The sequence below is a fragment of the Planctomycetota bacterium genome, assembly GCA_026387035.1.
In the GTDB taxonomy this organism is placed as follows: Bacteria; Planctomycetota; Phycisphaerae; order FEN-1346; family FEN-1346; genus JAPLMM01.
The window spans coordinates 1-20070 of the sequence record JAPLMM010000094.1 but is presented as its reverse complement, the minus strand read 5'-3'; the positions used below and the strand labels follow the sequence as shown (position 1 = coordinate 20070).

Genomic DNA, 20070 nt, shown 5'->3' with positions numbered 1-20070 from the left:
GAGTCCAGCGCGACTCGGGCAACGAGCGCGTCCACTCGCGGCAACTCGCGTGCGGCCGCGCGGGCCGAATCGTCCTTGCCTTGCGCCTGCTTCTCCAGGGCACGCCGCAGGTCCGCCAGCATCGGCACGGCCCGGCGATGGTCCCCCGCCTCGACCAGGGCGGCGCACTGCTCGACCGCCTCGCGGATCGCACGGGATCGGAGCGTGGTCTCCTCGGGGGAAGGCGGCGCGGGAGCGCGCCGCTTGGCAGCCGGGTTCCCCTGGCCGCGCGCAGGCGAAAGACCTACCGCGACCGCGCAAGAGAACACCACCAGAGAGATGATAATCGCCCAGCGCCAGCCTGACCAGCGGCGAAGCGTTTGAGCCACTGCCGCCCCCCTTATCCTGACGTGTTGCTTCTTCTCCTGTCTTTGCTTACGAATCGGAGCATACCCGACCTGCCCGAATGATGTCAAGGAAATAATCGGGATGTGTTACCCAGGAAATTCCTGGGGGGGGCGTCGCCGGGCGGGGGGCGGGGATATCACCTTCGGCGTGCCGCCGACGGCTAAACCCCGGGGGTCGGGGCAGGCGGTGCGGGGGGGAGCACGGCCGGGCCCCACCGGGGTCCAAAGGCAAACAGGGACAAGACCGGCCGTGGCACGCAGGCACGGCGGGACTTCCGCCTTCCGACTTCGCCCTTTGGGCTTCGCCGGACAAGTCGCCGGAGGCCCGCCCCCAAAGGGGTCCAAAGGGAACAGGGACACGGCGGGTAAACTTCCACCGTCGCCCTGCGGGCTTTGGCGGACAAGTCGGCGTGGCAGGCGGCCCACGGCGAGAAACGGCGAACGCTCAACATGGAACGCTCAACGTTCAACGTTCAGAGGAAGGACTCGGGACCTCCGAGGGTGTGATAGAATTACCGGTAGGTTCCGCAGTGGCGTGGGTTTGACTATTTGAGAAATCCCGGGTACAATGAGACCTAACGTCGTGTGCTGAGGAAAGGGCCTGCAATGAGGATCGAACCGTACCTGCTCCGGCGATGTCGGCCGCTGAAGGTCATGGCGTTCGCGGCGGCGTGTTTTGCGGTTTGGGGCATCGCGTTCCCGGCGGTTGGGGCCGAGAATCCGAAACCGGCCGGCTCGTTCGAGATTCCCGCCTGGACCTTCGATCGCGGCAACGCCAAGGTCTGCGCGAACCCGTACATTTACGCCGATTATCGAGACACCTATCTCGAACTCGTGGCCGGCGACGGGGGCCAGGCGCCCTGGGTGGTCGAATATGACGTCGACTTCCCGGTCGACGCGACCTACACGCTTCACATTCGCTACGTGGCCACCGAGCCGCGGCCGCTGGAACTTCGGCTCGATGGGCGGGAAGCGGCCACGTGCTGCACGAGGGTAACCCGCGCGGCGCAGCCGCACCCGTATTTCACGAAGAATCCGTACTACGTCCCCCCAGAGAGCACGTGGGACCGCTACGGCGCGCAGTGGGAGGAGGCTGCCAAGTTGCCGCTCACCAAAGGCCGGCACACCCTCACGCTCACGCGCAACGGCCCGGGTCCTAACGTGCTCACGTTGCGGCTGGAGTCGCCGATCGCCTTTCCGAAAGACTGGACGCCGACCGGTTCGGCCTTGTGGCTTCCGCAGAGCCAAGGGGCGGAGAAGACGCGCCACGAACCGGGTTCGGAGCCGGCTGAGTTCAGCGACAAGATCGCCAGGCTCCCGCCCGCCTATCGGACGGCCTTTCTGCCGCCGGGGAGTGTGAACATCGCGACGTTGCGGCTGGCCATTGAAAATATGATCGCGGAATTCGGCCCGCGATACCCCGACGGACCGCAGTATCTCAAGCAACTGGACTCGCTGGAGAAGAGACAGACGGCGGCCCGGGGCGGCACGCAGGAGCAGAGGCAGGAGATCGAGGACGCGTTGGCGTCGCTGCGGCGCGAGGCCATGCTGGCCCATCCGCTGCTGGACTTCGACAGGCTGCTGTTCGTCAAGCGGATGACCTACTCGTCCAGCCACATCTACAGCGACCATTGTGACGGCAGTTGGACGATGGGCGGCAATCTCTGCATCCTCTCACCGATGGCTCCAGACGGCAAGGTCACCACGCTCGTGCCGGAACTGGCTGGCGGGCTGTTCGGCCGCTTCGACCTGTCCTTCGACGCGAAGAAGGTGGTCTTCGCCTACAAGAAGTCGAAAGACCACGGCTACCGTATCTACGAGATCGGCATCGACGGCACGGGCCTGCGCCAACTGACTTTAGACACGTCGGATGAGTCGCCCCTCAGGAAGCGCTACGGGGACAACTACCGCTTCGAGGACTGCGATCCGATCTATCTGCCCAACGACCAGATCATGTTCGCGTCCACGCGGTCGCAGCGGAGTGTCTTCTGTTTCCCCGCCACCGTTACATCTTTGCACGTGATGGATGCCGACGGCGGGAACGTCCGCTGTCTCTCGGAGGGACCGGTCAACGAGATGGCCCCCAGCGTGATGGACGACGGCCGGGTGATCTACACGAGGTGGGAGTACGTCGACAAGGGCTTCGGCAACGTGCAGAGCCTCTGGTCGATGCATCCCGACGGCAGCCATTCGGCCCACGTGTACAAGAGCGACCTCGTCTTGCCGGCCGGGCTGATCGATGCGCGCAGCATACCCGGAAGCAGTCGGATCGTGTCGATTGGCGCGCCGCACTGCGGGCTGTCGGTCGGCCCCGTCGTGCTGGTCGACAACAGCATCAACCGACACACGCCAGCGGGGATGACCAACCTTACGCCCGAATTGGACTATCCGGGCATGAGCCCTCATCCAAGCGGAGGGAGGTTCGGCTACTTCAAAGAGCCCTATCCGCTGTCGGAGAAGTGCTTCCTCGTCTCGTACAATCTCCCTCCCCGCGACCACGCAACGGGTTACGGGATCTACGTGTTGGATGCGTGGGGCAATCGCGTCGAACTCTACCGGGACCCGAACATCTCCTGCTTCCAGCCTACCCCCCTGCGGCCGCGCCGCAAGCCCACGGTGATTCCACGCCTCGCCTGGCAGAGCGAGACGGGAAAAGAGGCGATGGGCACGCTGTTCATGCAGGACGTGTACCAGGGGATGACGGGGATCCAGCGCGGAAAGGTCAAGTACTTGCGGGTGATGGAAGCCATCGGCGTGTCCTGGGATGACGGGTGGCGGTCGGGTCAGCAGGGCGACGGCGCGGGCTTGCAGGCATCGGCGGTGAGCCTTCAGTGCGACGTCAACCTCAAGAAGACCCACGGGATCGCCACGGTCCACGAAGACGGATCCGCCCACTTTACCGTGCCGGCCGAGAAGAACCTTTTCTTCCAGGCGCTGGATGAGAACTACATGGAATTGCAGCGGATGCGGACGTTCGTGAACTTGATGCCGGGCGAGACGAGATCCTGCATCGGGTGCCACGAGCACCGCACCTCGGCTCCACCGCTGCAAGCCGGCCGACCGATGGCCTTGAACAGCCCAACCGAGACGCTCCGCCCTCAGCCCGGCGACACAGGCCCTCGCTCCGTGCACTACGCCCTGGACATTCGCCCGATTCTGGACAAGCACTGCGTCGGCTGCCACGGCGGTAAAGAGCCCCGCGGCGAGTTGGACCTTTCCGGTGAGCTGACCACGCTCTATGACCGCTCCTACGAGAACTTCATCAAGAAAGGGTTGGTCAGCTACCTCAACGACGGGACCGGCGCCGCCTGCGTCGCGCCCGAGCAGCCGCTCACGTTCGGGTCGCACCGGAGCCGGTTGGTCGAGCGGATTCGCGAGGCGCCCTGCAAAGCGAATCTCACTCGCGAGGAGTTCATCAAGATCGTCACCTGGATCGACGCCAACACCCCGTACTACGGTACCCATGAGGGCAAGAAGAACCTGAAGTGGAAGGACGACCCGGACTTCCGGCCGCTGCCGCTGGCCGGGAAGTAGAACAGCCGGTTACACGTGTTGTATGGAGGCTCCTTTACTCCTTCTTTGCTCCCACCTCCGGCGCCAGCACCACGCGAAAACCGAGGATCGCATAGCCTCAGACGTCGGGCCGGAACTGGTAGCGACTCGCCGAGCGGATGAAAAGATAAACCACCGAGTCGGACAAAAAGGGGGGACAAAAAGGGGACATTCTAGTTTTTCGCCTCCTTGCGAGGTCGGCCACGGGGGTGGAGCGTGAATTCCAGGCCCAGCCGCCGCGCCGTCACCCGCGCCCAGGACTCCTCGCCCCACGGCGTTCCCCGAACCACGCTCCGCCGCACACCTGCCAACTCCCGCTCGGTCAACGGATCGTTCACCCACCGCCGCCAGGGGCGCGGTAGCGCCACCGGGCCATCCAGAAGCCACGGCGGCCACGCCTTGCCCTCGCGCACGGCCGCACTCGACCACTCCCAGTCCTCCGCGCGCTTCACCAGGCCGGCCCGCACCGAGCCGCGCGAGCCGAATCGTCCTCGCCCTTGGCCTGCTTCGCGAGCGCCCGACGCAACTCCGCGAGCATCGGCACGTCTTTGCGATGGTCGCCCTTCTCGACGAGCGCCGCGCACTGCTCGACCGCTTGACGGATCGCCTGGCGACGGGTCTGCGACTCGAGGGGCGAAGGACTTGAGCCGCGCGCAGCCGGACCTTGCACCGTGGCCAGAAAAGGGAACACCGCGAGAGAGATGACAAGCACCCAGCCCGAGCCGGACCAGCGATGAACCGCCTGACCCACCCCACCCCCCCCTTATTGAAAGGTACTACTTCTCCTCTCCATTGATTGCCATCAGAGCATACCCGACCTGCCCGAATGATATCAAGGAAAAAATCGGATGTGTCAGGAAATTCCTGGGGGGGCCGGCCTGGGACATCGCCGGCGGATAGCAGACACGGCGGATAGCAGACGGGAACCAAAACGCTTGTCCCCGGCCGGCGGGTGTGCTAGGCTCTAGTGTCTGATAAATCGCGCGGTGGCCCCGCCCCGGCGGGTAAACTTCCCAGGCCACCGCGTATGGCACGGAAGGCGGTGGCGGCCTAGAAAGGCCGCCACCCGAGAACATTCTGGATTTATCAGACAGAGCCTAGATAGCGATTCCAGCGGACCCGTCCAGCAGGAAAGGAACGCTGTGCCGACCCCTGCTTCCCGAGGCCCCGCGGCGCCCGACGAGTCGGCCATTCGCCGAAGGGTCGCCGACGCCGGCCAGGAACACGTCCTGCGGTTCTGGGACGACCTCGATGCCGGCGGCCGACGGCGCCTGCTCGCGGAACTCGCCGAGGTGGACTTCGAGGAAGTCGGGCGACTCGTCCGCGAACTCCTCGAAGGAAGCCGCGGCCTCGAGTTGCCGAAAGACCTCCAGCCCGCGCCCTTTGTCCCCCTTCCGGCGAGCGAAGCCGACCGGCGCCGACACCGCGAGATGCGCGACCTCGGCGAAACGATCCTGGCCTCCGGCCGCGCGGCCGCACTCACCGTGGCGGGCGGCCAGGGGACGCGCCTCGGATACGAGGGCCCGAAGGGGGCCTTTCCGATCGGGCCGGTGTCGGGGCGGACGCTGTTCCAGATTTTCGCGGAGTCCATTCTCTCCGCCCGCCGGGCCAGCGGCGCCCCGATCCCCTGGTACATCATGACCAGCCGCGCCAACGACCGCGAGACGCGGGATTTCTTCGAGGCCCACAACTACTTCAACCTGCCCCGGGGCGACGTCCGGTTCTTCGTCCAGGGGATGATGCCCGCCGTCGATTTCGCCGGCAAACTCCTCCTGGCGGACCGCGACCGCCTGGCCTGGAACCCCGACGGGCACGGCGGAACGCTGCGGGCCCTCGCGCGGACCGGCATGCTCCAGGACATGGCGGACCGCGGCATCGAGCACATCAGTTACTTCCAGGTCGATAACCCCCTCGTGCCGCCGCTCGACCCCGTCTTCCTGGGGTTCCACGCCGACGCCGGGAGCGAAATGTCCAGCAAAATGGCCGGCAAACGCGACGCCCACGAAAAACTGGGCCACTTCTGCCTGAGCGGCGGACGTCTCGTCGTCGTCGAGTACAGCGACATGCCCGACGAACTGGCCGAGGCACGCCAGCCCGACGGCCGGTTGCGCTACGAAGCCGGCAGCATCGCCATCCACATCCTCGCGCGGCCGTTCGTCGAGCGGCTGACCGCGTCGGCCGAGTTCGCCCTCCCCTTCCACCGCGCCCGGAAAAAAATCCCGTATGTGGACGCGAGCGGCAGGCCGCATACGCCCGGCCAACCGAACGGCATCAAGTTCGAGATGTTCATCTTCGACGCCCTGCCCAGGGCCAAGAACCCTCTGGTCCTCGAGATCGACCGCTCGCGCGAGTTCAGCCCCGTCAAGAACGCCGATGGCGAGGACAGCCCCGCCACCGCCTGCCGCGACATGGTCGGCGCCGCCGCCGCCGACCTTGAATCGGCCGGCGTTCCGATTCCCCGCGGACCGGACGGCGAGCCGAAGTTCCCCGTCGAGATCAGCCCCCTGGCCGCCCGCACGGCCGAAGAACTGCGCGACCTGGTGCGCCGACGCCGACTCAACGCCGTCCGCAGCCCCCTTTACCTCGGCCCCCACGACGCTTGATGGCCGTACGCCAACCTTAGAGCGTTTACCCAATGACAACCCAGCACTTCCGCCACTTCTGTAGCGCGGGGGTTCATCCCCCGCGCACAAAGATCGCGGGGCACAAGGCCCCGCGCTACAAACTGGTTTCATAATTTAAGGGTGGCGGGTCTCCCGACCCGCCACCCCAAGGAAAACGCGGTGGGTCAGGAGACCCACCGCGCACGAAAAGAGGTTGTGAAACCAGTCCTAAAGAATCAACATTGCATCGCCATAACTGTAAAACCGGTAGCCGGCGCGTATCGCCTCCGCGTAAGCCGCCAGGACGTGTTCGCGGCCGGCGAACGCGCAAACAAGCGCCAGGAGCGTCGTGCGCGGCAGGTGAAAGTTCGTCACGAGCGCGTCCACGACGCGGAACCGATAGGGCGGGTAGATGAAGAGGCGAGTCCGCTCTCGGGCCTCGCGGACGCCCCCGCCTTCCGCCGCCGACTCCAGCGCCCGGACCGTCGTCGTGCCGACGGCGACGACGCGCCGACCCTCGGCCCGGGCGCGGTTGATCGCCCCGGCCGACTCCGCCGAAATCTCAAAATGTTCCTCGTGCATCCGGTGCTCCGCCAGCCGAAGCGCGCGGATGGGCTGAAACGTGCCGAGGCCCACGTCGAGCGTCACGCGCGCGGATTCGATGCCCCGCTCCGCCAGACGCACGAGGACTGCCGGCGTGAAGTGGAGGCCCGCGGTCGGGGCGGCGACGGCCCCATCGCGGCGAGCATAGACGGTCTGGTAGTCCGCCCGATCCAGCCGCAGCCGCGGATCATCCGGCCCGGAGCGGCGGATGTAGGGCGGCAGGGGCGGCCGACCGATCGCCTCCAGGAGCACGAGGGCCTCCACGTCGCCCCGCGGCCGGACGCGCCAGACGCCGCCCCCGCCCTGCTCCGTGAGTTCGACCTCGGCCCGCACGTCGCCGGCGGCATCGACGAGGCCGAGCGTCTCGCGCAGTCGGAGACGGCCCCGGCCCGCGAGGAGCACTTCCCACTCGCCGCCTTCCAGGGCCCGCAGGAAACAACCCTCGATGCGGGCGCCGCTGGAGCGGCGGGCGGTGAACGCCGCCGGGATCACCCGCGCCTCATTCAGAACCACCAGGTCGTCCGGCCGCAGAAGGTCCGAGAGTTCGCCGAAACGCCGGTGCGAGACCTCGCCCGTCCGGCGGTCCAGGACGAGCAGGCGAGCCGCGTCGCGCGGCCGGGCGGGTTCCTGTGCGATGCGGTCGGTCGGCAAATCGTAATCGAAATCCGAAAGGTTCGCTTCTTCGCCGGCCACACGGGGCTCCTGAACGGACGCGACCGATTGTAGAGCCGAGGCACCCCGGCTGCAACGGGAGAGGCCCTTGCTTGACACCCCCTCGGCCGAGGGCCTACAATCGCGGCCGGTCGGGAATGCCGCGCGGCTCGTAATAGCCCGGCAAGGGGAGACGGTGGCTTACCTGCGTCAGCAACTCGTCTGGGCGGGCCAGTACGCCGCCCTCCGCGTCGTCGAGATGCTCTTGCAGTGTTTTCCCATCGACGCGAACCTGGCGACGGCCCGATGGGTCGGCCGCCTCTTGTACCTGGTGGACCGCCGCCACCGACAGGTCGCCATCGAAAACCTGCGCGCCAGTTTCCCCGGCGCGAGTCCGCGGGCCATCCGCCGCATGGCCCGCCGATCCTTCGAGCACATGATTATGGTCGGCGTCGAGTTCCTCTGCCTCACGCGCCTCATGCAGTTCAACAGTTACTTCCGCCATATCGAACTCGGGTTGAACCTCGACCGGTTTATCGACCTGGTGTCCTCGAACCGGCCGTGCCTCATCGTGGGCGGCCACTTCGGCAACTGGGAGATGAGCGCCTACGGAATGGCCGCCATGGGGTTCCCCACGACCTCCGTCGGCCGGCCGCTCGACAATCCCTACCTGGACCGCCACGTGAAAAAGATCCGCGAGTTCTCGGGCCAGCGGATCCTCTCGAAGTACGGCATGACGCCCGAGGCGTTCGAGCACCTCGAGGCCGGGACGCGCCTGGCGTTCCCCGCCGACCAGGACGCCGGCCGGCGAGGCTTCTTCGTCGAATACTTCGGCCGCAAGGCGTCCGTCTACAAGAGCATCGCGTACCTGGCGCTCGAGTCGGGGGCGCCGATCGTCGTCGGCGGCGCGTACCGCACGGGCCCGCGGTTCCACTACCACGGGGTCGTCACCGACATCATCGACCCGGCCGAGTACGAGAAAGGCGTGGACGGCGCGATGGCGATCACGCAGCGGTTCACGTCGGCCCTCGAGCGCCTCGTGCGGATGGCGCCGGACCAGTACCTCTGGGTCCATCGCCGATGGAAGACGCGCCCGCCGGAGGAACGCAAGGCGGCAGGCGCTCCGGCGCAAACGGCGCCCGGCGTGTAATCACGCCTCCCGGCCACGGCGCCCGGCGTGTAATCACGCCGGGCTAAATAAAAATAACGATGCGCGCCATGTGCCTTTTATTTAGCCCCCGGTGAATACACCGGGGGCGCCGTGGTACCGGCAATTACGCCCCGTGCTCACCCGCGATCCGAGGGCAAAAAGGATGGCGAAGTGCCACTACGGCGCTTCGCCGCGGAGGCGGCGCTGGCGGGACTCCGAAATGCCTCCGAGCAGGAGAACTACGCCCGCCGCCGGCCAGAGGATGAGGCCGGCGAAAATCGGCCACGTCCCCTCCGGCCAGCCGTCCACCCCGAGCCGCATCGCGCTGGCCACAGGACTAATCTCCAGCAGGCGTGGGAAATCCATATTGAGCGTCTCGCCTGCGGCGTAAGCGATCATCAAAGGCCCGGCACAGGCGAGGATCGCGGCCGCGATCAGCCAGCACCCGCCGACCGGGCCCATCCCCAGGTACGCCGCCCGAATCCCCAGGCCGAGAACCGAGAGCGTGCCGATTGCGGCCGCCAGCGGACCCGCCGACGGCGCCCACGCGCCGACCGACCACGCCACCAGCGCGAACGGGACGGCCAAGGCAAAAAGCATCACGAGTTCCAGGAGGCTGAGGGCAACCGCCCGGGCCGAGAGGCCGGCCGAAGGGGCCGCCAGCGCGGACCAGAAGGGCCAAACCGCCGTCACGAAGAATGCGGCCGCCGCCAGGAGCGCCGCGGGGGCGGCCCCGGCCGTCAACCAGAAAGGCCGCACGTCAACGCGCGGCGCGACCAGGAGCGCAGGGGCCAGGAACACCAGCAGCCAAAGGCACCAGGCGAAGGGGAGGAGGACCCGCGAGGGGTTTCGGCGAACGGGCGCCGGGCCGTCGCTGGGGCGCGGCGCGGTGGCAGGCCGCTCAGCCATCGGTCAACTCCGCAGGCGGTTGCTGTCCGCGGTCGAACGGCGTCCGATCGCCTCGTTCGGAATGTCGATGTAGGACAGCACGCCGTCGATGCGCCCTTCGAGGCGGTCGTACACGAAATCGAGGTATCCGACTTTTTCGGCCGGCGACTTTTCCTGGAGGCGTTCGGCTTCGGGCGTCGGCGCCTTGCCCCACTTAATCTGCGTGTGGTTTTCCGTGTAGAGCGCGATTTCGGTGTCGCGGGTGTCGCGCCGGCCGCCGAAGTTTGAAACGTCCACCGTCGTCAGGCCGAACTTCTCGCGGCGCGATTGCACCGCATCCGCCACCCGGACGCCCGATTCGAGCGCGGGCGTCGCCCAGAGGCGGCCAGGCTCCGGCGGCGATTCGCGGCAGCCCATGATGACCAGCAGCCGCACCTCGCCCAACTTCGGCTCGCGATAAACGCCCGGCAGGCGGACCGCCCGGCCGTCCACCAGGTAAAAGCCGTCGCGGCCGCTGACCTGCACAAACGCGACCGGCCGGCGAAACTTCAGACGCACCTCCAGCGGCGGACCCTTACCGGTCACGCGCGGGTCGCGCTTCACCACCGATTCCACGCGCTCGACCCACACGCACCGCTCGTAGGCCCGCGCCACGCGCGCCGCGATCGTCGGGTCGAGCAGGCTGAAGCGCTCGGGCAACTCCCGCGTCACGTCGAGTTCCGCGAGGATGGCGGGCGTCATCCATTCCGGGCCGGCCACGAGGCGCAGGCTCTCGCGCGACACCTGGTACTCCGGGGCCGCGCGGACGGTTTCGCCCATCCGCATAAAGCCGTAGCCGACGGCGCCGCAAACGGTCGCCGCCGCGGCGGCGGCCAGCAGGCTCTTGAGGATGGCCCGCCCGACACCCCCGCCGCTCGGGAGCCGTCCGTATTGCGTTTTCCTGCGTTGGGCCACGCTCGCTCTCCTATTTGTTACCGAACACCGCGCTCGCCTTCGGCTCGCGGCTAAACGTGACGACGCGCGAAGTCTACGTTTTCGGCGCCGTCCGGCACCGCTCGCACGCCAGGGCTACCACGCGCTCGCACAGCCGGCCGAACGCGAGGCCCGCCCGCGCCGCCGCTTTCGGCACCAGGCTGTGCGCGGTGAAGCCGGGAATCGTGTTGACCTCGAGGACCTGGGGCTCGCCGCCGGGCGGCAAAATCAGGTCCACGCGCGAAAGGTCCCGGCAACCGAGCGCGGCGTGGGCGGCCAGCGCCACCTCGACGACCCGCGCCTCCGTCTCCGCCGGCAAACCGTGATCGAAAACGTACTGGGTGTCGTCCGACACGTACTTGGCCTGGTAGTCGTACCATCCTTTCGGCACGCGGATTTCGATGACCGGCAGGGCGTCGCGCCCCACGATGCCGACGGTCAGTTCGCGCCCGACGATGCGGCGCTCGAGGAGCGCCTTTTCGCCCCGGGCCCAGACCGGCTGCGCGGCCCGTCGCACCGACGCGAGCGAATCGCACATCGCCACGTCGATGCTCGACCCATCAGCAACGGGCTTGACGACCAGCGCCGGGCCGAGCGCGTCGAACGCCTCGCGCAAGGATGCCTCGTCGCCGGGCGCCGCCTGGCGAAACGCGGGCGTCGGCACGCCGGCCTCGGTGAACCGCTGCTTGGCGGCCGTCTTGTCCATCGCCAGGCGGCTCGCCTCGGGCCCGCTGCCCGTGTAGCAGACGCCGAGACGTTCCAGTTCCTCCTGGATCCCGCCGTCTTCGCCCCATTCGCCGTGGAGCGCAAGGAAAGCGACGCCAATGCCCCGGACGAAGTCCGGCGTAAGGTCGCCCGGCCGGACGTCGCAGGGTCGGACGTCGTGGCCGAGGCCCTGGAGCGCTTCGGCCACCATCCGGCCGCTCTCGAGGCTGACGGCCCGTTCGCGCGAACACCCGCCCATCAGGACGCCGATGGTCAGCGTCCCCGGCCTAAGTCTCATCTGGATCCGGGCCTCCTTCACAGCGGCGGCTTCGGCCAAACTTCAATCTCCAATTCCAGGTCCACGCCCATGCGTTCCCTGACGGTCGTGCGGACCTTCTGGATGAGGGCCCAGATGTCGGCGGCTTTCGTCTTCGCGGGGTCCTTGACGATGATGTAGTTGGCGTGCTTGTGGGAGACGACGGCGCCGGCGACGGACTCGCCTTTCAGGCCCGCCTGGTCAATGAGCGCGCCGGCGGCCATGCCGCGGGGGATTCTTGAACGTACAGCCGGCGCTCGAGGCGCTGGTGGGCTGGGTGTTGCGTTTGGCCATCCAGATTTTTTTCATCCGGGCGAGGATCGCGCGCGGGCTGTCCGGCATGAGGCGCAACTCCGCCTCGAGGATGAACCGTGCGGAAATGTTGCTCCAGCGATAGGCGAACTCGAGGTCCTCCCGCTCGCGGTAGAACGTTTCGCCGTGGACGTCGGTGACCTTGACGCGTTCGACGCTTCGGCCGATGTCGCCGAAGATGCCGCCCGCGTTCATCCGCACCGCGCCGCCGACCGTGCCCGGAATGCCAACCAGGCACTCAATCCCCGAGAGGTGCGCCCGTGCCGCCTCGTGAACCACTTTCTGGATGAGGGCGGCGGCGCCGGCGCAGACGAGGTCGTCCTGAATGGCGATCTGGCCGAAGCCGTCGCGGTCCAGTTGAACGACGACGCCCGGCACGCCTTCGTCCAGGACAAGGATGTTGGACCCTCGGCCGATGGCGCGGACCTCCAGGCCGTGCTTCTCGCATTGCACGAGCAGGTCGTGCAGTTCTTTCTCGTTGCGAGGGCGGGCGAAGTGCTCGGCCGGCCCGCCTACGCCGAACGTCGTCATTTCGCCGAGGGGAAAATCCCGCTGGACGATTGGCTCGAGCCCTTTGAAGATATCCATCATGTGCCCTCTCGGTTGGCCCGGCGGGTCGGCTCGCGGCGCGTCGGAGCCGAACCCCGCTCCAGGTCCGCCAGGAGCGGCGCGCCCAGCCGCCAGACGTCGCCGGCCCCCATGACCGTCAGGACGTCGCCGGCGGCGAGACTCTCGACGAGGTACCGCCGAATCGAATCGAAGGATTCCATGTAGAGGGCGTCGGCCCCGAGTCCCTGGATCTCCCCGACCAGGTCCTGGCTGCGGACGGCCTGGCGCTCGAGTTCGCTGTCCCGGACGAAGTAGATGTCCGGCACAATGACCTTATCGGCCAGGACGAGGGCCCGCGCAAAATCTTTCAGGAGAAACCGCGTCCGGCTGTACTGGTGGGGCTGGAAGACGACCCAGAGGCGTTTCGGCTCGAAGCGCTGCCGAACCGCCCGCAGCGTCGCCATAATCTCGGTCGGGTGGTGGGCGTAGTCGTCCACGACGGTGACGCCGGCCGCCTCGCCCAGGACCTCGGTTCGCCGCCTGGCGCCCTCGAAGGCCCCAAGGGCCTGGACGACGGCCGGCGCGGGCGCCCCCGCCCAATGGCAGAGGGCGACGGCCGCCAGGGCGTTCAGCACGTGGTGCTGCCCCGGAATCCGGAGCCGGACGGAGCCGTAGAGGTCCCTGCCGCGATAGACGTCGAAGGCGAATCGTCCGCGGTCGGCTTCGAGGTTTTCGGCCCGCCAGTTCCACTGGCCGCCGATGCCGAAGGTCTCGACGGTCGCCCGGGCGCTCTCGGTCAATTGGGAAAACGCCAGGTCCGTGCCGGTCACGACGAGCCGCCCGCCGGGCGAGACGCGCGAGGCGAAGTCGGCGAAGGCCTCGCGGATCTCCGCCAGGTCGCGGTAATAGTCCAGGTGATCCTCCTCGACGTTGAGGATGCAGGCCGCCTGGGGCGCGAGGGCGAGGAACGACCGGTTGAATTCGCACGCCTCGACCACGAGGTGCGGCCCGGTTCCGGCGTGGGAGCCGCCGCCTCCGCAGGATGCTGCGCAGAGTTGAGGCACGTCGGCCCCGATGACGAAACTCGGGTCCAGACCGGCCTCGCGCAGGACGAAGCCGGTCATCGCGGTCGTCGTGCTCTTGCCGTGCGTCCCGGCGACGGCGATGCCGCGACGCAGTTCCATCAGCCGGCCGAGAAACCGCGCGTACTTTTCGACGGGGATTCCGCGGCTCCGGGCCTCCGCCAGTTCGGGGTTATCGGGGGGTACGGCGGCGCTCGAGACGACGCGTTCGGCGCCGGCCGGCACGTGGGCGCGGTCGTGGCCGACGTGAACTTGCGCCCCGAGTCGGCGGAGGCGGTCCGTCGCCGGGCTTTCCTTCCGGTCCGAGCCGGACACCTCGCCGCCCTCCATGAGGACGAACTCCGCCAGGCCGCACATGCCGCAGCCGCCGATCCCGACGAAATGGATTTTTCGTCCGGCGTAGGGTTTGGTCGGCAGGGAAGGATTCCGTTCGGCCATCGTTTCGCTCTCCGCGCGGAGTTTACGTTTCGCGGGCCCGGCTGTCAACGCCCGGGCCGTTCTTGTGCGCGGCGGGTCTCCCGACCCGCCGCGCCGACTCGGTTTCATCGCGCGGTGGGTCGGGAGACCCACCGCGCAAAGGCTCAAGCGGCGCTGTAGGATTAGTCATCTCGTTCCGCGGCCGGCGCGGATACCGGCGTGGCGGCGTTCGGCGACGCCATCGGCCAGTTCGAGCAGGGCGCCGGCGACCGTGTCAGCGGCCTCGGGGCGTCCGGCCGCGCGGGCCCGGCCGGCCAGTTCGCGTCGGCGGCCGTCGTCGGCCATCAGCGATTCCAGCGCCGCCGCCAGGTCCCGCCACGTCGCCGGATCGCCGGGCCGATCCTCGACAACCACGGCCGCGCCCATCGCCTCGACCGCCCGCGCCTGGTGCATCTGGTGCTGGTCCCGATGAAAGGGATACGGCATGAAGACGGCCGGCAGGCCGACGGCCAGGAGTTCGGCGATGGTGGAGGCGCCGGCCCGCGCGACGGCCAGGTCGGCGGCGGCGTAGGCGAGGCCCATGTCGTGCTCGTACGCCCGCACCGCCGTGGGAACCCGGATGCCGCGGTACGCCTCCGCGACCTGGGCGTGGTCCAGTTCGCCCGTCAGGTGGAGCACCTGCCAGCCCTCGGGCAGGCCGCGGTCCTTGAGAAGGGCCACGAGGCTGCGGTTCACGGTTTGGGCGCCGCTCGAGGCGCCCGTCACGAGGAGCGTCCGGCGGGCGGCGTCCAGGCCGAAGCCGGCCAGGGCTTTCGCGCGGTCGCGCCCCAGGACGCTCGCGCGGACCGGACAACCGGTAAGCCGCGCGGCATCGCCGAGTGCCTCGAGGGTCGGCTGGAACTGGCAGAAGACGGCGTCGGCGCGGCGTGCGAGTCGGCGATTGGCACGCCCGGGGATGATGTCCGGGTTCAGAATGGCCGTCGCGGCGCCGTACTTCTGGCCGACGCGGACGGGCGCGTAACTGCCGTAGCCCCCCAGACCCAGCACGACGTCCGGGCAGAATTCGCGGAAGCGGCGTCGCGCGTGGTTTCCCGCGAGGACCAGGCTGATGACAAACCGGGGCCATGACCACGGCGAGCGCGGGCGAAAGGGGCGCGAATCGATCGGCGTGACGGGCAGGCCCCTGCCCCGGAGGATTTTGGAGTCCATCTCGCCCCGCGTGCAGGAAAAGGCGATGGAGGTTTCCGGCCGCCGCCGAAGAATCGCCTCGGCCACCGCGAGGCCCGGGTACAGGTGGCCTCCGGTCCCGCCGCCCGCCAGGAAGATTCGCCGTCCGCTCTCACGCATCGTGCCCGCATCCCGGAATACCGTTCCGGCCGATTCCTTGGTTAACGCCCGTAGCAGGTGCGCCGGCGAACGAGGAGCGACGGACCGGACGCGGCGCCCGTCCAGAGAGGCCGTCCGGGCGATCCGCCGCTGCGCGCGACCGACGCGATCAGACCCGCCGCCAGGCTCATCATCACCAGCCCCGAGCCGCCGTAACTGATGAACGGCAGGCCGATGCCCTTGGCGGGCAGCGCGCTGGTCGCGACGCCGATGTTCATCACCGCCTGAAGGCCGATCGTCAGCAGGGCCCCGGTGGCGAGGAAAAATCCGAAGCGGTCGGGCGCCCGGCGGATGGCCCGGCCGGCCCGCCAGACGAATACGCCGAAGAGACCCAGCACGAGAATCGCCCCCACCAGGCCCATCTCCTCGCAGAGGACGGAGAAGATGAAGTCGGTTTCGCATTCCGGGATGTAGAACTTCTGGACGCCGGCGCCGATCCCGACGCCGAAGAAGCCGCCACGCCCGATCCCCATGAGGCTCTGCGTGATGTGCCAGCCGGCCCCGTCCTGGTGGGCCCAGGGATCGAGGAACGCGATCAGCCGTTCCCACCGGTACTCGACACGGACCACCGTGAGCCAGAAACCGAGCCCTGCGAACGGAAGCACCGTCAGAAAATGCCACCACCGGCAGCCGGCGATGAGGCAGAGGAGCAAGGCGACGAAGCCGACGAGGGCGGCCGTGCCGAAGTCCTCCTTCACAATGAGGGCGCCGACGAGGCCGATCGCCCCCATCGCCGGCAGGAACGAGCGCGGGAAACTCCGCGCGTCGGCCTTCGGTCGGCTGAAGAAGTGCGCCAGGAAAATGACGAGCCCCACCTTCGCCAACTCCGAGGGCTGAAAACTCACGCGCATCCCCGCCACGGCGACCGAAAACCAGCGCCGGGCTCCGTTGACCGGGTCGCCGAAAAGCAGGACCAGGCCCAGGAGGCCGACCGTGCCGACGAAGATCGCCGCCGCCAGCCAGCCGCGGTTCAGCCAGTGGTAAGGCACGCACGCCCCGAACGCCATCGCCACGATCGCAATCGGCAGGAAAAGCAGGTGCCGTACGAAGTACGACCCGCCGCCCCCGGGGTCGACGGAGCGGCTGGCGCTGTAGACCATGAGGACGCCGAACGCCATCAGCGCCAGGACCACCATGACGAGGACCCGGGCCTCGGGGATCGGCCGGTCGGTATTGTCATAGGACAATGCGTGTGCGCCTGCGGCCATCGTTCGCCTCCCGCCTGGAATCCATCACCTGAGTTTCAGCGTCGCGAGCGCCATGGCGGCAAACATGGCGCCCAGCAACCAGAAACGAACCACCGTCTGCGTCTCGGTCCAGCCTTTCAATTGAAAATGAAAGTGCATGGGGCTCATCAGGAGGATGCGCTTGCCGCCCGTGAGTTTGAAGTACGCGACCTGGCCGATGACGCTGAGGGCCTCCAGAACAAAGATGCCGCCCGCGACCAGGAGCAGCAGTTCCTGGCGCGTCGCCAGGGCCACGTAGCCGATCGCCCCCCCGAGCGCCAGGCTTCCCGTGTCGCCCATGAACACCTGCGCGGGCGAACAGTTGTACCAGAGGAACCCCAGGCTCGCGCCCAAGAGCGCGCCGCAGAAGACGGCCAACTCCCCCACCCCGGGCACGTAGGGCACGAACAGGTACGCCGAGTAGTCCACCCGGCCGGCTATGTAACTGATGGCGAGGAACACGGCCGTGGGAGGCGTCATGCTCCCGATCGCCAGGCCGTCCATCCCGTCCGTCAGGTTGACGGCGTTGCTCGTGCCCGCGACGACCAGGATCGCGATGCCGAAGAACCCCCAGAACCCGAGCAGAATGGGAAACTTGTAGAACGGCAGATTCAGCGCGATGCCGCGCTCGTCGCTCTCCGGCAGGCGAATCGTGTCCTTGCCCACCTGGTGCAGGAAGAACGCCAGGAGCATCGCCAGGGCGATCTGAAAGACCAGTTTCTCCCACATCCTCAGGCCGTCGCGGTTCTTCTTGACGAGTTTCAGGTAATCGTCCACCCCGCCCAGCACGCCGAGCCACACCACCGTCACCAGCCCGAGAAAGACGTAGAAGTTCTGAATGTCGGCCCAGAGGACGGTCGCCAGAAGGACGGCCGGCAGGATCAGCAGGCCGCCCATCGTCGGCGTGCCCGCTTTCGAGGCGTACATGCGGTCTACGACTTCGTGCTTGAAGTCCACCGCGCCGCCCACCTTCAGCCGACGCAGCAACCGGATGACCGGCGACTCGAACGCCATGCACAGAAAGAAACTCGTCACCACCGCGAACGCCATCCGAAATGTCTGATACCGGAACACATTCGTGTACCGGTCCAGGCCGTGCGCGTGCAAAAACTCCACGACCGTCTGGACCTTGAAGATCAGCCAGTAGATCATCTCGCCTCTCCCGTGCATCCCACGGAGCCTTCGGGCCGGCCGCGGCGCTGACCCAGTTTCGCCGCCGCCCCCGAGGGCTCACTTGAGTCCCGCCCGCGCCACGAGCGGGGGTGGAAGACCGCCTTCCAACCGGTGGGATGTCCGTCTATCATTTCGCTGGTTCTCCGGCCGGCGCGGCCGCGGCGGCGATCGCCTCGACCACGCGCTCCATTCCGATCGCCCGCGATCCTTTGACGAGGACCACGTCGCCCCGCTCGACCGTCTTCGCCGCATCGGCCGAGGCGAGGTCCGCGCTCGCATAGGTTGAGACGGCATCCCCGGCCAGGCCGGCCTCGACGGCGGCCCGCGCCGTCGCCCGCGTCTCGGTTCCCACGCAGACGAGCCGCTGGACGCCCGCTTCCGCAATCTCGCGCCCGAGGGCCGCGTGCGCCGCGGCGCTGTGCGCCCCCAGTTCCAGCATGTCGCCGCAGAAAAACACCTTTCGCCGCTCCGGCCAGAGCGCCAGCAGCCGAAGCGCCGCCCGCATGCTCTCCGGATTGGCATTATACGCGTCGTTCACCACGAGGACGCCGCCCGCTTCCTCGACCGCCAGACGCATGGGCGGCGGGCGAAAGTCTCGCAGCGCTTCGGCCGTCGCCTCGAACGGCACGCCCACCTCGCGCGCCACCGCCGCCGCCGCCAACGCCAGCAGCGCCTGGTGCTCCCCCGGCACGGGGAGGGCGAACCCGACGCCCGCGCCCGCCTTCGCCCCGGCCGCGACAGCCGTGAACTGGATGCTCCGGTCCGTCTGAATCAGGTCCTCCGCCCGCAGGTCCGCCCCCTCGCAGCGGCCGAACGTCACGACCCGGGCCCGGCACCGGCCGGCCATGGCCGCCACACGCGGATCGTCGGCGTTCAGGACCGCCAGGCCCTTCGGCGTCAGCGACTCGACGAGCGCCCCCTTCTCCGCCGCCACGCCCTCGAGCGACCCGAGGCCTTCCAGATGCGCCGACCCCACCAGCGTCACCGCTCCGATGGTCGGCTCGGCCATCGCCGACAGCCGCGCAATCTCTCCCGGCGCGTTCGTGCCGAACTCGCAAAGCACAAACTCGTCGTCCTCCTCCGCGCCGAGAAGCGTGAGCGGCACGCCGATGAGGTTGTTGAAACTTTTCGGCGGCTGCCGGCCTTTCAGGCGCCGGCCGAGCACCTGCCCCACCATCTCCTTCAGCGTCGTCTTGCCGCAGGAACCCGTGATGGCGATGACGGGGCATTTCAGCCGCCTCCGCGCCGCCCGCGCGAGCGCCCCCAGCCGCGCGTCCGTCCGGCCCAGCGCGTCGAGCGATTCCGGCCGGTCGATGACCAGGCACGACGCCCCGCGGCGGACCGCCTTCTCGAGGAAGGCGTGGCCGTCGAACCGCCGGCCGCGAAGCGCAAGGAACGTTTCGCCCGCCGCCAGGGCGCGCGTGTCCGTGACGATGCGCCTGGCCGGGGCGCCGGCCGACCCGGCTTCGCCAGGGCGTAGCCCCCCTTCGCCGGGGCGAAGCCCGGCCAGAATTTCTCCGCCGGTCGCCTCGGCGATTTCGCCCACCGTGAACTTCATCTCATACCCCGCTGCTCTGTTGCAACATGTCTTTGTTCCCCCTCTCCCCTTGTGGGAGAGGGTAGGGTGAGGGGGAAAGAAACGGCGAATGATGAACAAGGAATGCCAAACCGCAGAAGGATGAGGCAACAGCCCAACGGCCGACTACGGCCGGCGGTCTGGCTTTTCCCTTCGCCGTTCTGCGGTTCCTTGTTCGGCATTCATTATTCGTCGTTTTTTTCCCACCCTCACCCCTGCCCCTCTCCCATCAAGGGAGAGGGGATCGGAGCCCCGGCGCGCCGGGCGCCTTTTGCGCGGTGGGTGCGGAGACCCACCGCGCAAAACTTATCTGAACCCGCTTAGTATTTCGCGCGCGACCTCGCGGTCGTCGAACGGCTTGACGCCCTCGCGCGACTCCTGGTACGTTTCGTGGCCTTTGCCGGCGATGAGGACGGCGTCGCCTTCGGCCGCTTCGCGGATCGCCAGTTCGATCGCCCGCCGGCGGTCCAGTTCCGCCGTCGCCGCCGCGGGCGAAGAGAATCCCTTGAAAATCTCCTCCGCA

Annotated in this window: 18 protein-coding genes; 3 read left to right on the top strand and 15 right to left on the bottom strand. The window is 68.1% G+C overall.

Annotated features, from left to right (window positions below; translation table 11 throughout):
* Positions 1–368, bottom strand: a 368-nt coding sequence (locus NTX40_03370; GenBank protein MCX5648126.1) for a hypothetical protein, incomplete at its 3' end; no start/stop codon positions are given.
* A 624-nt stretch (positions 369–992) separates the two neighbouring features.
* On the opposite strand from NTX40_03370, the gene NTX40_03365 reads away from it, so the two are divergent.
* Positions 993–3920, top strand: coding sequence for a hypothetical protein (locus NTX40_03365; protein ID MCX5648125.1), 2928 nt, complete (start codon positions 993–995; stop codon positions 3918–3920).
* Between the two features lie 191 nt (positions 3921–4111).
* Here NTX40_03365 and NTX40_03360 read toward each other — a convergent pair whose 3' ends face one another.
* Complete coding sequence (locus NTX40_03360; protein MCX5648124.1) at positions 4112–4390, bottom strand: hypothetical protein; 279 nt, start codon at positions 4388–4390, stop codon at positions 4112–4114.
* Complete coding sequence (locus NTX40_03355) at positions 4387–4689, bottom strand: hypothetical protein (GenBank protein ID MCX5648123.1); 303 nt, start codon at positions 4687–4689, stop codon at positions 4387–4389. Before NTX40_03355 ends, NTX40_03360 begins: the two co-directional genes overlap by 4 nt.
* A gap of 391 nt (positions 4690–5080) precedes the next feature.
* Between NTX40_03355 and NTX40_03350 the strand changes: the two genes are divergently transcribed.
* A complete protein-coding gene (locus tag NTX40_03350; GenBank protein MCX5648122.1) occupies positions 5081–6541 on the top strand; it encodes a UDPGP type 1 family protein in 1461 nt (486 codons plus the stop codon).
* Positions 6542–6769: 228 nt separating this feature from the next.
* Here NTX40_03350 and queA read toward each other — a convergent pair whose 3' ends face one another.
* Positions 6770–7837: a tRNA preQ1(34) S-adenosylmethionine ribosyltransferase-isomerase QueA gene (gene queA, locus NTX40_03345; GenBank protein MCX5648121.1), complete on the bottom strand. Its 1068-nt coding sequence runs from the start codon at positions 7835–7837 to the stop codon at positions 6770–6772.
* A gap of 154 nt (positions 7838–7991) precedes the next feature.
* Here queA and NTX40_03340 point away from each other — a divergent pair, with 154 nt between their 5' ends.
* Positions 7992–8945, top strand: coding sequence for a lysophospholipid acyltransferase family protein (locus NTX40_03340; protein ID MCX5648120.1), 954 nt, complete (start codon positions 7992–7994; stop codon positions 8943–8945).
* Positions 8946–9122: 177 nt separating this feature from the next.
* Here NTX40_03340 and NTX40_03335 read toward each other — a convergent pair whose 3' ends face one another.
* The 11 genes from NTX40_03335 to NTX40_03285 form a co-directional block, all read right to left on the bottom strand.
* Positions 9123–9854, bottom strand: a complete 732-nt coding sequence (locus tag NTX40_03335; GenBank protein MCX5648119.1) for a hypothetical protein — start codon at positions 9852–9854, stop codon at positions 9123–9125.
* Positions 9855–9857: 3 nt separating this feature from the next.
* Complete coding sequence (locus tag NTX40_03330) at positions 9858–10787, bottom strand: hypothetical protein (protein ID MCX5648118.1); 930 nt, start codon at positions 10785–10787, stop codon at positions 9858–9860.
* Positions 10788–10860: 73 nt separating this feature from the next.
* Positions 10861–11808 (bottom strand): D-alanine--D-alanine ligase, encoded by a 948-nt coding sequence (locus NTX40_03325; GenBank protein MCX5648117.1) that lies wholly within the window; start codon positions 11806–11808, stop codon positions 10861–10863.
* Between the two features lie 17 nt (positions 11809–11825).
* Positions 11826–12050 (bottom strand): hypothetical protein, encoded by a 225-nt coding sequence (locus NTX40_03320; protein MCX5648116.1) that lies wholly within the window; start codon positions 12048–12050, stop codon positions 11826–11828.
* A complete protein-coding gene (locus NTX40_03315; GenBank protein ID MCX5648115.1) occupies positions 12028–12729 on the bottom strand; it encodes an FAD-binding protein in 702 nt (233 codons plus the stop codon). The genes NTX40_03320 and NTX40_03315 overlap by 23 nt, the downstream gene beginning before the upstream one ends.
* Positions 12726–14207, bottom strand: coding sequence for a UDP-N-acetylmuramate--L-alanine ligase (murC, locus tag NTX40_03310; GenBank protein ID MCX5648114.1), 1482 nt, complete (start codon positions 14205–14207; stop codon positions 12726–12728). The genes NTX40_03315 and murC overlap by 4 nt, the downstream gene beginning before the upstream one ends.
* Before the next feature lie 165 nt (positions 14208–14372).
* Positions 14373–15533: a UDP-N-acetylglucosamine--N-acetylmuramyl-(pentapeptide) pyrophosphoryl-undecaprenol N-acetylglucosamine transferase gene (locus tag NTX40_03305; protein MCX5648113.1), complete on the bottom strand. Its 1161-nt coding sequence runs from the start codon at positions 15531–15533 to the stop codon at positions 14373–14375.
* Positions 15534–15574: 41 nt separating this feature from the next.
* On the bottom strand, positions 15575–16780 hold the full coding sequence (locus NTX40_03300) for a putative peptidoglycan glycosyltransferase FtsW (GenBank protein ID MCX5648112.1): 1206 nt from the start codon (positions 16778–16780) through the stop codon (positions 15575–15577).
* A gap of 24 nt (positions 16781–16804) precedes the next feature.
* A complete protein-coding gene (gene mraY, locus NTX40_03295) occupies positions 16805–17950 on the bottom strand; it encodes a phospho-N-acetylmuramoyl-pentapeptide-transferase (protein MCX5648111.1) in 1146 nt (381 codons plus the stop codon).
* Positions 17951–18098: 148 nt separating this feature from the next.
* Entirely contained in the window at positions 18099–19529 is a 1431-nt protein-coding gene (locus NTX40_03290) for a UDP-N-acetylmuramoyl-tripeptide--D-alanyl-D-alanine ligase (GenBank protein MCX5648110.1), read from the bottom strand.
* A 324-nt stretch (positions 19530–19853) separates the two neighbouring features.
* On the bottom strand, positions 19854–20070 hold a 217-nt coding region (locus tag NTX40_03285), incomplete at its 5' end, for a UDP-N-acetylmuramoyl-L-alanyl-D-glutamate--2,6-diaminopimelate ligase (GenBank protein ID MCX5648109.1).